The following is a 13,030-nucleotide window of genomic DNA, read 5'->3' on the forward strand; positions in this document are numbered from 1 at the left end:
GTAACTCGACCATGTGACCTCGCTCGCCACCGCGCCCGTGATGCGGGCCGCGATCGATCCTGCCGACCCGCGGCCACCGCCCACCGCCCCGACACGCGGACGAGCGCGAAACGGCCCGCCCACCCGGGAGCCGGGGGAGCGGGCCGCTCGTGCGGAACGGGGTCAGGCGACGACGTTGACCAGCCGGCCCGGCACCACGATCACCTTGCGCGGCTCCTCGCCGTCCAGCGCCGCGACCACCTTCTCATCGGCCATCGCCGCCGCGCGCACCTCGTCCTGGCCCGCGGACGCGGGCACCACGACGCGGGAGCGGACCTTGCCGTTGATCTGGATCGGGTACTCGGCGGTGTCCTCCACCAGGTAGCGGTCGTCGGCCGCCGGGAACGGGCCGCGCGCCAGGCTCTCGGCGTGGCCCAGCCGCTGCCACAGCTCCTCCGCCAGGTGCGGCGTCAGCGGCGCGACCATCAGCACCAGCGGCTCCACCACCGCGCGCGGCGTGCCCGCCGCGCCCGAGTACGCCTTGGTGACCCGGTTGTTCAGCTCGATCAGCTTCGCCACCGCCGTGTTGAACCGCAGCGCGTCGAAGTCCTCCCGCACGCCGTCGATCGTCTTGTGCAGGGCGCGCAGCACCTCGTCGTCCGGCTGCTCCTCGGTGACGCGCAGCTCGCCGGTGGTCTCGTCGACGACGTTGCGCCACAGGCGCTGCAGGAACCGGTGCGAGCCGACGACGTCCTTCGTCGCCCACGGCCGCGAGGTGTCCAGCGGACCCATCGCCATCTCGTACAGCCGCAGCGTGTCGGCGCCGTAGGCGTCGGCCATCTCGTCCGGGGAGACGGAGTTCTTCAGGCTCTTGCCCATCTTCCCGTACTCGCGGCGCACCTCCTCGCCGTCGAAGAAGAACTTCCCGTCCCGCTCCTCGACCTGCTCGGCGGGCACGTACACGCCGCGCGCGTCGGTGTAGGCGAACGCCTGGATGTAGCCCTGGTTGTACAGCCGCCGGTACGGCTCCTCCGAGCTCAGGAAGCCCAGGTCGAACAGCACCTTGTGCCAGAACCGGGAGTACAGCAGGTGCAGCACCGCGTGCTCCACGCCGCCGACGTACAGGTCCAGCCCGCCCGGGTCGGTCGCGCCGTGGCTCGCCGGGCGCGGGCCCATCCAGTACCGCTCGTTGGCGGGGTCGACGAACTCGGAGTCGTTCACCGGGTCGATGTAGCGCAGCTGGTACCAGCAGGAACCGGCCCACTGCGGCATCACGTTGGTGTCGCGGCGGTAGTGCTTGAGGCCGTCGCCCAGGTCCAGCTCCACCTCGGCCCACTCGGTGGCCTTCGCCAGCGGCGGTTCGGGGCTGCTGTCCGCGTCCTCCGGGTCGAAGGTGCGCGGCGAGTAGTCCGCGACCTCCGGCAGCACCACCGGCAGCGAGCTCTCCGGCACGCCCAGCGGCTCGCCGTCCTCGCCGTAGACGATGGGGAACGGCTCGCCCCAGTAGCGCTGCCGGGCGAACAGCCAGTCCCGCAGCTTGTACTGCACGGTGCCGGTGCCGTGGCCGCGCTCGGCCAGCCAGTCGACGACGGTGCGCTTGGCCTCGTCCAGGTCCAGCCCGTTCAGGTCCAGCCCGGCCGCGGGGTTCGCGGAGTTGATCCGCGGCCCGTCACCGGTGTAGGCGCCGTCGACGTGGTCCTCGGTGGGCTGCACGGTGCGCACCACCGGCAGCTCGAAGGCCTGCGCGAAGTCCCAGTCGCGGGTGTCCTCGCCGGGCACCGCCATGATCGCGCCGGTGCCGTAGCCCATCAGCACGTAGTCCGCGACGAACACCGGGATCCGGCTGCCGTTGACCGGGTTGGTGGCCCACGCGCCGGTGAACACGCCGGTCTTGTCCTTGTTCTCCTGGCGGTCCAGGTCGGACTTCATCGACGCGGTGCGGCGGTAGTCGGCGACGGCCTGCGCCGGAGTGGGGGCGCCGCCGGTCCAGCCGTCGCGGGTGCCCTCCGGCCACTCGGCCGCGGTCAGCTCGTCGACCAGCGGGTGCTCCGGGGCCAGCACCAGGTAGGTGACGCCGAACAGGGTGTCCGGGCGGGTGGTGAAGACCTCGACGCGCTCGGCGGAGCCGTCCAGCGCGAAGGTGACGTTGGCACCCTGCGAGCGGCCGATCCAGTTCCGCTGCATGCTCTTGACCTTGTCCGGCCAGTCCAGCCGGTCCAGGTCGTCCACCAGCCGGTCGGCGTAGGCGGTGATCCGCATCATCCACTGCTTGAGGTTGCGGCGGAACACCGGGAAGTTGCCGCGCTCGGTCAGGCCGTCGGCCGTGACCTCCTCGTTCGCCACCACGGTGCCCAGGCCGGGCGCCCAGTTCACCGGCGCCTCGGACAGGTACGCCAGCCGGTAGGAGTCGATCAGCTCGCGCCGCTCGGCGCGGTCCAGCTCGGCCCAGGGACGCCCGTCCGGGGTGCTGCGCACGCCGTCGGCGAACTCCTGCTCCAGCTCGGAGATCCGCCGTGCCCGGCCCTTGCCGCCGTCCGCGTCCGGGTCGTACCAGGCGTGGAACACCTGCAGGAAGATCCACTGGGTCCACTTGTAGAACTCGATGTCGGTGGTGGCGATGCGACGGCGCTCGTCGTGGCCCAGGCCCAACCGGCGGATCTGGCGGAGGTAGCGCTCGATGTTCTGCTCGGTCGTGGTGCGCGGGTGCGTGCCGGTCTGCACCGCGTACTGCTCGGCGGGCAGGCCGAACGCGTCGAAGCCCATCGTGTGCAGCACGTTGCGGCCCAGCATCCGGTGGAAGCGGGCGTAGACGTCGGTGCCGATGAAGCCCAGCGGGTGCCCGACGTGCAGCCCCGAACCGGAGGGGTACGGGAACATGTCCTGGATGAACAGCTTGTTCGCCGCGTCCAGCTCGGAACCGGTGCTCAGCGGCCCGGACGGGTTCGGCGCGTGGAAGGTGCCGAGCTCCTCCCAGCGCTGCTGCCAGCGCTGCTCGACCTGCGCCGCCGTCTCCGCGGTGTAGCGGAACCGGGGCGTCTCCTCACCCCCGCCCGACGTTCCCGTCGGCTCGCTCGTCGCACCTGCTGCCTGGCCGCTCATCAACCGCGTTTCCTTCCCTGCTCACCGCGCGGATCGCACACCCCCAGTGTGCCGCCCACCCCCAACCGCTTTTCCGCAGGCCCGTCCGGAGGCCGCGCGGCGGGTCGCCGGTGGCCGGACGATCCCGGGCGGCACCGCTGATCGGAACCCCTGCTCGCCGTGTGATCCAGCGAACGCCACCGGGTAGCGCGCGGATGCCGGGACGGGGCCGGTCGTACCCTGTCCAGGTGATGGCTGTGCAGATGGTCTTGTGCGCGCTGCTCGTCGTACTCGGCGCGGCGCTGGTGTTCATCGGGTGGCGCGGACTGCGGAGCCAGCTGCCGCCGAACCGCTACGTGGGTGTGCGCACGCCGGCGACGCTGCGCAGCGAAGAGGCGTTCGAGCTCGGCAACCGGGTCGCGGCGCCCGCGATGCTCGCCGGTGGCGCCGTGGCGATCCTCGCCGGCGCGTCCGAGCCGCTGCTGAGCACGACGACCAGCGCGGTCGTCGTCGCGGTGCTCGGCATCGCCGGTGCGTTCGCGCTGATGGTCGTCGGCGGGGTCCTGGGCAACCGGGCCGCCGAGGCGATCCCGGCACCGGTCGCCGCCGGTTGCGGCGGCTGCCCCGGCGGCTGCTGCGGCTGACCCCACCTCGGCGTCGGAACGCCCGCGGAGATCGATCCGCGGGCGTTCTCGCGTTCCGGGCTAGTTGACCTTCACGTCACCGGGGTGGGTGGCGAGGAAGGCCAGCGGGGTGCCCTGGCGGCGCAGCACCCGCCCCCACAGGTCCGCGCCGGGCGCGACGATCACGTCGTCCGGCAGCGCGGGCACCACGATCCAGTCGCCGCGTTCGATCTCCCCGGCGAGCTGCTTGGCGTCCCACCCGGCGTAGCCCGCGAAGAAGCGCAGGCCGCGGGCGCGCGGCACCAGGTCCTCCGGGTCGCCGTCGAGGTCGACGAGCCCGACCGGCCCGCGCACCCCGACCATGCCGCTGATCCGGCCGACGTCCTCCCCGGCCCGCAGCGCGGCGAGGCAGATCGCGGTGCGCTGCTCGACGGGGCCGCCGACGTACAGCGAGGGCGGTTCGCTGGCGTGCGGGGCCCACTGCGGCAGCACGTCGCTGACGGCGACCTCGCTGGGCCGGTTGAGGATGACGCCGAGGGTGCCTTCGTTCCGGTGGTGGATGATGTACACCACCGTCCGGCGGAAGTTCACGTCGAGCAGCTGCGGAGCAGCCACCAGCAGCGTCCCCGGCTCCACCTCCGCGTCTGGTTCCACCCCCGCATGATCGCAGAGCGGAGCGCCGCCTGGCGTGACCGTGCCGCGAACGCGGCCGGTTTCCGGCGCTCACGACGCTCGATCGACCCGCTCGACTGCGAACAGTGAACCTTGCGCATTCAGCGATTCACCTGAGTATTAATAGATCGAGCTGACCAGGGAGAACGCGAACCGGGAACGCCCGTCTCGACACGCTGGCGCCTGAGCCCGGCCGGGAGGTGCGATCGGCGGAGTCGCGAAGCCCACTCGCCGCCAACCTTCCGCACCCGCCGCCGCGCAGCCCGGCGGATCAGGCCTCGCCGGGGACCTCGACGCCCTGTTCGGCGGCCCAGCGGTGCAGCTCGGCGACGGCGTCCTCGTGCTCCATCGGGCCGCGGTCCAGCCGGGCGTCCTTCAGGTGCTTCCACGCCCGGCCCACCAGCGGCCCCGGCGGCAGCCCCAGCAGCCGCATGATCTCGTTGCCGTCCAGGTCCGGGCGGACCCGCGCCAGGTCCTCCTCGGCGGCGATCCGCTCGATCCGCTCCTCGAGATCGTCGTAGGAGCGCTGCAGCGCGTTCGCCTTCCGCTTGTTCCGCGTCGTGCAGTCGGCCCGCACCAGCTTGTGCAGCCGGGGCAGCAGCGGACCCGCGTCCGTCACGTACCGGCGCACCGCCGAATCGGTCCACTGCCCGTCGCCGTAGCCGTGGAAGCGCAGGTGCAGGTACACCAGCTCGCAGACCTGGCCGACGATCTCCTTCGAGTAGCGCAGCGCCCGCAGCCGCTTGCGGGCCATCTTCGCGCCGACCACCTCGTGGTGGTGGAAGCTGACCCCGCCGCCCGGCTCGAACCGCCGGGTGCCCGGCTTGCCGATGTCGTGCAGCAGCGCCGCCAGCCGCAGCACCAGGTCGGGTTCGCCGTCCGGGTCGGCCGCCCGCTCCAGGTCGATGGCCTGCTCCAGCACCACCAGGGAGTGCTCGTAGACGTCCTTGTGCTGGTGGTGCTCGTCGATCTCCAGCCGCATCGCCGACACCTCGGGCAGCACGTGCTCGGCCAGGCCGGTCTCCACCAGCAGTTCCACGCCCTTGCGGGGGTACCGGCCGCACAGCAGCTTCGACAGCTCCGCCTGGATCCGCTCCGGGGTGATGCGGGCGAGCTCGTCGGCCATCTCGCGCATCGCCGCCAGCACCCGCTCGGCCGGTTCGAACCCGAGCTGGGCGGCGAACCGGGCGGCGCGCAGCATCCGCAGCGGGTCGTCGGCGAACGACTCCTGCGGGGTCGCGGGGGTGTCCAGCCTGCCGCCTGCCAGGTCCGCCAGGCCGTCGTGCAGGTCCACGAGTTCGCGGGCGCCCAGCTCGACGGCCATCGCGTTCACCGTGAAGTCGCGGCGCAGCAGGTCGCCCTCGATGGTGTCGCCGAACGCCACCTCCGGGTTGCGGGTGACGCCGTCGTAGCTGTCGGCGCGGAACGTGGTGATCTCCACCGTGGTGCCGCGCTTGTAGGCGCCGAGGGTGCCGAACTCGATCCCGGTGTCCCAGACGGTCTCCGCCCAGCCGTCCAGCAGCTCCCGCACCCGCTCCGGGCGGGCCGCGGTGGTGAAGTCCAGGTCGGTGCCGAGCCTGCCCAGCAGCGCGTCCCGGACGCTGCCGCCCACCAGGTACAGCCGGTGGCCCGCGGCGGCGAACCGCTCGGCGAGCTCCGCGACGACCGGGGCGGCCTCGACCAGCTCGGCGACCGCGCTGCGCTGGGCCTCCGTCGGCTGCGCGCTGGGCTGGGCCTCGCGCTCGCGGGCGCGCAGGTCGGTCTCGTCCGGGGCGTCACGGGTCGAAGGGGCCACGGGGAGAGGATATCGGCTGCTCAGCGAAGGATCTCCGGGGCCGCTTCGACCACCGGTGCGGTCGCTGATCGCATTACCATCGGCCGCATGCCTCCGTCGCCCGGCCGCTCTGGCGGCGCACAGCCGGGGCGCCGGAACCGCCGCCGGCGCCGGCGGCTGCGGACCGTGGACGAAACCTCCGCCGGGGGGCTGGTGGTCGCCGAGCCGGAACGGCTCGCTGCGATCATCGGGAGGTCCGACCGCAGGGGGCGACTGCTGTGGTCGTTGCCGAAGGGCCACATCGAGCCTGGTGAGACGCCGGAGCAGACCGCGGTGCGCGAGGTCGCGGAAGAGACGGGGATCATCGGACGGGTGACGGTGGCGATCGGCACGATCGACTACTGGTTCGTCGCCGGCGACCGGCGCGTGCACAAGACGGTGCACCACTTCCTGCTGGACGCGGTCGGCGGAGAACTTTCGGACGAGGACGTGGAGGTCACCGAGGTGGCTTGGGTGCCGCTAGGTGAACTGGACGAGGTGCTGGCCTACGCCGACGAACGGCGTCTGGTGCGGCACGCGCTCGCGCTGCTCGGCGATCCCCAGCCGGGCGCGGACGAGCAGGGGAGCGGCAAGACTCCCCGGAACACGGGAACGGAGCCGGGGTGAGGTGTCTGCTAGCCGCAGTGGTCGCGGTCCTGCTGATCAGCGGGATTCCGATCACCTCGGCCCGCACGGCGAGCGCGCAGGGGTCCGACGCGACCCAGCTCGAAGTGACCAAAGTCACGCCGTCGGTGGTCTCGGGCTCGACCGGTGAGGTGAGCATCAGCGGCCGGATCACCAACCGGTCCGGCAGCACCATCAACGGCATCGAGGCCCGCGTGCAGCGCGGCTACCCGACCCAGTCGGACCCCGCCGTGCAGGACGCGCTGCGCGGCAACGCCGCCACGGTCGACGAGACGAGCTTCCGGCCGCTGATCGACACCCTCGCCCCGGGCCAGCAGGCCCCGTTCGAGCTGAAGGTGCCGCTCACCGGGCCCGACTCGCTGGAGATCGCCGAATCCGGCTCGTTCCCGCTGCTGGTCAACGTCAACGGCCAGCCCGACGACGGCGGCCGCGCGCGGATCGGCGAGTCCCGCTTCCTGCTGCCGGTGCTGGCCCCGCCCGGCGCCCCGCCCGCGAAGCCGGCGGAGCCCGCGCCGATCGCCGTGCTGCTGCCGATCGTCGACTACCCGCGGATGCAGCAGGAGGGCACGCCGGACCAGCGGGCCGTGCTCGCCGACGACGCGCTCGCCGCCTCGCTCACCCCCGGCGGCAGGCTCTACGACCTGGTGCAGTCCGTGGTGGACGGCGCGGGCGCCGGATCGCCGCTGGGCAACGGGTTGTGCTTCGCCGTCGACCCCGACCTGCTGGCCACCGTCCAGGCCATGAGCCGCGGCTACCTGGTGCGGCGGCCCGACGGCGGGACGCAGGAGGGCACCGGGGCGGCTTCGGCGCAGCTGTGGCTGAACAAGCTGCGCGAGGCGACCGCCGGGCGGTGCGTGCTGGCGCTGCCCTACGCCGACTCGGACCTGCTCGCCCTGGAGCACGCCGGGCTGCCCGACCTGATCAAGGGCTCGTTGGACGGCGCGAGCCTGGTGAAGCAGGTGCTGGCCACCGAACCGCGCCGCAGCGTGCTCTGGCCCATCGAAGGCGCGCTGGACGAGCCGATCTCCCGCAGGCTCACCGGCCTCGGCATCGACACGGTGCTCGTCGACCCGGCCTCGACGTCCACCGGCTCACCCGCCCCGTCCCGGCTGTTCGAGGACGGGCCGACGGCCCTGCCGATCGATCCGCTGCTGTCCGAGGCGCTGGACCCCAACCACGGCGGCCCGCGCGAGACGACGGCGATGTCCCCGGAGGACGGCGGCGCGGCCAGCGTGCAGAACGCGCTCGGGGCGCTCACCTACCGCGCCACGCTCGGCGCCCAGGGCGGCGCGACCTCGGTGCTGGCGCCGCCGCGGCGCTGGAACCTCAGCGGGGAGGACCTGCGTTCGCTGCTGGACGGCCTGCGCGGCCTCGCCGAAGCCGGGTACGTGCGCCCCGCGGGGCTGCCCGAGCGCGGCGGCGAGGCGGAGCAGAGCGACGCGGCGCTGCCGGTGGCGCGACCGGAGTACCCGGCGGAGAACGCCGCCGAGGAGATCCCGCAGCCGGTGCTCGACCAGCTCGCCGAGCAGAACTACAAGGTCGGCGACCTGTACCGCTCCAGCGAGAAGGACCCGGCGACCGACCTGGACCGGGCGGCGCTCACCACGCCGCTGCGCAACGGGCTGCTGCGCGGCGCCTCCAGCGCCTGGCGCAACGACCCGGCCGCGGCCCGGCACTGGGTGCGGGTCGCCACCGACACCCTCGACGGGGTGCTCTCGCAGGTCAGGCTCGACGAGTTCGCCGGGAAGATCACGCTCACCGCGTCGAACGCGCCGATCCCGATGACCGTCACCAACGACCTGCCGGTGACCGTGTCGGTGCGGCTGCGCATCCCCGCGACGGCCGGGCTGGAGACCCGCGACCTCGGCGTCATCCGGGTGCCCGCGCAGGGGCGCAGGCACTTCCGGTTGGAGACCGAGGTGCACCGGGCGGGCCAGTTCACCGTCGACGTGGCGGTCACCACCGAGGCCGGGACGAAGCTGGGCACGGCGAAGCGGATCCAGCTGCAGTCCTACACCTACGACCCGTTCACCGTCGGCCTCACCGCGATCGCCAGCGCGCTGCTGGTGATCCTGTCCGGGCGGCGCATCCTGCGCCGGTTGCGGGCGCGCCGGGCCCGCTTGGCCGCGGCAGGCGCGGGGCAGGGCCCCGCCTCGGAAGGTGGGGAGGCGTCCGTCGCCGAGTCCACCGCGGTCTCCGGCAGCACCACCGAAAGTGACCGCAGCCCGAGCTGACATCCTGGTCCGGCCACCCGCGGGAGTGACACCCGCGAGCCGGCACAGGCGGTGAGTGAAGGGCACAGGCAGTGAACCGAGACAGCGACGCGGAAGCACGGCGGCACCCGGCGGGTCCGGGCGGTCCCGGCGGCCCGGCGGCTCCCGCCGACGATCGGACGCAGCACATCCCGCGCGTCGAGCCCGGCGGCCCGCCGCAGGCGCCCCGGCCGCAGCAGCCGGTGCCCGCGGCGGCCCGGCCGGTGCCCGCCGAGCGCGGTGCCGCCGCGCGATCCGGCTGGCACGCCGCCGAGACGCAGCCGATCCCGGCGGTGCTGCCCGAACCGGGTCTCGACCAGGCCGCCGAGCAGGCCCAGGAGCAGACCCAGGTGCTGCGCCCCACCGGCGGCGGCGGTGGCGGCGGCAAGTCGCTGCTGCGCGCCAGCGGCTCGATGGCGATCGCCACCCTCATCAGCCGGATCACCGGTTTCGGCTGGAAGATCCTGCTCGCGCTGATCATCGGCTTCGGCGTCGAGAACGACTCCTTCACCGTGGCGAACAACCTGCCGAACAGCGTGTTCGAGCTGCTGATCGGCGGGGTGCTGACCAGCGTGATCGTGCCCGTCCTGGTGCGCGCGCAGAAGTCGGACTCCGACGGCGGCGAGTCCTACATCCAGCGGCTGCTGACGCTGTCGGTCGTGATGCTGGTGATCGGCACCGCGCTCGCCGTCGTCGCGGCACCGGGGCTGGTGTGGCTGTACGTCCGCGACGGGGGCAACGCCAGTCCGGAGCTGGCCACCGCGTTCGCCTACCTGCTGCTGCCGCAGATCCTGTTCTACGGGATCAGCGCGTTGATGAGCGCGATCCTGCAGGCCAAGCAGATCTTCAGCCCACCGGCCTGGGCTCCCGTCGTCAACAACCTCGTCGTGATCGCCACCATCTGCGTCTACTGGACGCTGCCCGGCGAACTCACCGTCAACCCGATCCGGATGACCGACGCGCACCTGCTGACGCTGGGGATCGGGGTCACCCTCGGCGTCGTCGCGCAGGCGTTCATCCAGGTCCCGGCGCTGCGCCGCACCGGATTCCGGTTCAGCTGGCGGTGGGGCTGGGACCCGCGGCTCAACGAGTTCGGCGGCCTCGCGCTGTGGATGCTGGCCTACGTCGGCGTCAGCCAGATCGGCCTGATGGTGATGAGCGGCGTCGGCACCCGGGCCGTCGTGTGGTCGATGTACAACTACGTGTGGATGCTGCTGCAGCTCCCGTACGGCGTCATCGGGTTCTCCGTGATGACCGCGATCCTGCCGCGGATGAGCGGGGCCGCCGCCGACCACGACTACCCGAAGGTCGTCGCCGACCTGTCCCTGGGCAACCGGTTGTCCACGGTCACGCTGCTCCCGATCAGCGGCGTCATGAGCGCCATCGGGCTCCCGCTGGCGTTGGCCCTGTTCTCGGTCGGCAAGAGCAGCGGCGACGCCGGGCAGATCGGTATCGCGCTGGCCGTCTCGGCGTTCGGCGTGCTGCCCTACGCGATCACGATGATGCAGATGCGCGTCTTCTACGCGCTCAAGGACGCCCGGACGCCGACGCTGATCATGGTCGTGATGACCGTGGTCAAGGTCGGGCTGGCGCTGCTGTGCGGCCTGGTCGAAGACCCCGAGATGGTCCTGTATGCCCTGGTGTTCATCAACTCGTTCAGCTTCGTGGTCGGCTGGGTGGTCGGCGAGGTCTGGCTGCGCCACCGGCTCGGACGGCTCGAAGGGCGCGTCTTCCTGATCACGCTCGGCAAGACGCTGCTGGCTTCGGTCCTCGGCGGCCTCGTGACCTGGGGCGTCGTGCTCGGCGTGGACGCCGTGGTCCCCGGCGAAGCGGGGTCGGGAACGGGCTGGTTGCAGCTGCTCGCGGGCACGGTCGTCGGCTTCGCGGTCATCTTCGGCCTGATGGCGTTGTTCCGGGTGCGGGAACTGGAACCCGCGATCGGGCGGGTCAGGGCCGTGCTGCGCCGTTGAGCGATGCCGCACCGGCCGGCGGCGGGTGCGGGGGATCGGCCGCGACGGCGGCGAACGACTCCGCACTCCGTCGCGCGGGCGGCGGTCACCCGCCGGGCACGAACCGCGCGGTGCGGCGGCACCGCTTCCGCCCCGCCCGCGACCCGGGTGCGGAGGCGACCGCCGACCTGGCTCGACCGCTGCCGACCAGGGCGGGCGCGATGCCCGGTCCGGCGGTGTTGCTCCGGGTGCGGGAACCGCGGCCTGCGATCGGGCGGCTCACCGCTCTGCTGCGTCGTCGTTGACATTGGCGTCACGTACCCTCGGAGCGGAAGTCTTCTCCCGTGGGGAGGGGGTGTTCAGTGCCCCCCGGCTGGAGCGGGAGGAGCGGGAGAGGGAAGGTGAGCAGCAAACCGACCAGGCAAGCGATGCCGGAACGTGACGCGGGCGATTCGACGGCGGACGACGCCGAACAGCTGACCCCCGGGGCGGTACTCGACCACGGCCGATACCGCCTGCTGGAGAAGGTCGGCGCGGATCCCCGGTGCGACGCGCAGCTGTGGCGGGCCAAGGACGGTGTGCTCGGACGCGACGTCGCGCTGACCATCCTGACCGGGGACCGCTCCCACTCGGACGCGGCGTCGAGCGCGCGGCGCACGCTGGAACGCGCGATGCACGCCAGCACCTTCAACCACGTCGGCGTCGCGCGGGTGCTCGACGTCGTCACGCCCGCCCCGGGCGACCCGCAGGGGGTGCTCGGCGTCGTCATCGCCGAGTGGACCCACGGGACCGACCTGATCGAACTCATCTCGGGCGGACCGCTCGCGCCGGGAACCGCGGCGCGCGTGCTGCAGCCGCTGGCCGCGGCCGTCGAAGCCGCCCACCACGCCGGGCTCGTGCTCGGCGCCGACCACCCGCAGCGGATCCGGGTGACGCCGGAGGGCGAGGTCCGGATGGCCTTCCCCGGACCGCTCTCCACCGCCAGCTCCAGCGACGACGTGCGCGGCCTCGGCGCCGTGCTGTACCTGCTGCTGACCGGTCGCTGGGCGCTGGACGCGGCCCCGGACGGGCTGCCGACCGCGCCGACCGGTCCGGACGGCACCATCGTCGCGCCGCGCACGCTGCGCCCCACCGTGCCGCTGGAGCTGTCCACGGTCGCGCTGCGCGCCCTCGGCAGCCCCGACACGCACGGCACCACCGGCGGCGTCCGCACCGGGGCCGCGGTGCTCCGCGTGCTGGAGCAGCACGCCACCTTCGAGGAGGACGCCTCCACCTCCGTCATGCAGGCCGCCCCGGCCGGTGGCGGCGCGCGGGAGAGCAACGAGGTCTGGAGCACCCAGGACCCGAAGCCGGACGAGGTGAAGCGCAAGAAGCTGGCCATCAGCGTCGGTGCGCTCGCCGTGGCGACGCTGCTCGTCGTCGGCTGGATCGTCGCGAACCTGATCGGCCTGGTCGCGGGCAACCAGGAGGCCGAAGGCCCGTCCGTGACCTTGGAGGACGGCAACCAGCAGCCCGCGCCCGGCCCGGAGCAGTCCGTCCCGGTCAAGGTCACCGGCGGCTCGCCGTTCGTGCTGGAGCAGACGCCGGACAGCCCCGGCAAGCTCGGCAACCTGTTCGACGGCGACCCGGCGACCTCCTGGGCCACCGACTCCTACAACGACCAGTTCGGCAGCGGGTTCAAGTCCGGTACCGGTGCCGTGCTCACCTTCGCGTCGCCGACGACGCTGCGCGAAGTGGTCATCGACTCGCCGAGCGCGGGCACCGTGGTGGAGATCCGCGCGGCCGACGGCACCAGCCCCGACCTGAACTCCAGCCAGGTGCTCGGCAAGCAGACGCTGTCCGCGGGGCAGACCACCATCCCGATCGAAGCGGCCCAGCCCACCCAGCACGTGATCGTGTGGCTGACGCAGCTCGCCCCGACCGACGGCAAGTTCCAGAGCCGGATCAACGAGATTACCCTCGCCGGTTCGGCCGCCTGACCAGGCGCGTCGCGCGTCCCGCGCGGGATCACCGCGATCC

Annotated in this window: 8 protein-coding genes; 5 read left to right on the forward strand and 3 right to left on the reverse strand. The window is 72.9% G+C overall.

Going from position 1 to position 13,030, the window contains the following annotated elements; translation table 11 throughout:
- Positions 1–162: 162 nt before the first annotated feature.
- Positions 163–3,078 (reverse strand): leucine--tRNA ligase, encoded by a 2,916-nt coding sequence (gene leuS / locus H1226_RS27910; RefSeq protein ID WP_258344496.1) that lies wholly within the window; start codon positions 3,076–3,078, stop codon positions 163–165.
- Positions 3,079–3,308: 230 nt separating this feature from the next.
- Here leuS and H1226_RS27915 point away from each other — a divergent pair, with 230 nt between their 5' ends.
- Entirely contained in the window at positions 3,309–3,701 is a 393-nt protein-coding gene (locus tag H1226_RS27915) for an SdpI family protein (protein WP_224978067.1), read from the forward strand.
- 60 nt (positions 3,702–3,761) lie between these two features.
- On the opposite strand, the gene H1226_RS27920 is transcribed toward H1226_RS27915, so the two are convergent.
- Positions 3,762–4,334: a YqgE/AlgH family protein gene (locus H1226_RS27920; RefSeq protein WP_224957047.1), complete on the reverse strand. Its 573-nt coding sequence runs from the start codon at positions 4,332–4,334 to the stop codon at positions 3,762–3,764.
- A 289-nt stretch (positions 4,335–4,623) separates the two neighbouring features.
- Entirely contained in the window at positions 4,624–6,108 is a 1,485-nt protein-coding gene (locus H1226_RS27925) for a CCA tRNA nucleotidyltransferase (protein WP_258349516.1), read from the reverse strand.
- Between the two features lie 126 nt (positions 6,109–6,234).
- Here H1226_RS27925 and H1226_RS27930 point away from each other — a divergent pair, with 126 nt between their 5' ends.
- The 4 genes from H1226_RS27930 to H1226_RS27945 all read left to right on the forward strand — a co-directional run bounded on the left by H1226_RS27930 (position 6,235) and on the right by H1226_RS27945 (position 12,990).
- Entirely contained in the window at positions 6,235–6,792 is a 558-nt protein-coding gene (locus H1226_RS27930; protein WP_224957045.1) for an NUDIX hydrolase, read from the forward strand.
- 17 nt (positions 6,793–6,809) lie between these two features.
- Positions 6,810–9,044, forward strand: a complete 2,235-nt coding sequence (locus tag H1226_RS27935) for a DUF6049 family protein (RefSeq protein WP_258344501.1) — start codon at positions 6,810–6,812, stop codon at positions 9,042–9,044.
- A gap of 71 nt (positions 9,045–9,115) precedes the next feature.
- Complete coding sequence (gene murJ / locus H1226_RS27940; protein WP_258344503.1) at positions 9,116–11,032, forward strand: murein biosynthesis integral membrane protein MurJ; 1,917 nt, start codon at positions 9,116–9,118, stop codon at positions 11,030–11,032.
- A 380-nt stretch (positions 11,033–11,412) separates the two neighbouring features.
- Entirely contained in the window at positions 11,413–12,990 is a 1,578-nt protein-coding gene (locus H1226_RS27945; RefSeq protein WP_258344504.1) for a protein kinase family protein, read from the forward strand.
- Positions 12,991–13,030 lie beyond the last annotated feature (40 nt).

Source organism: Saccharopolyspora gregorii (genome assembly GCF_024734405.1).
In the GTDB taxonomy this organism is placed as follows: Bacteria; Actinomycetota; Actinomycetes; order Mycobacteriales; family Pseudonocardiaceae; genus Saccharopolyspora_C; species Saccharopolyspora_C gregorii.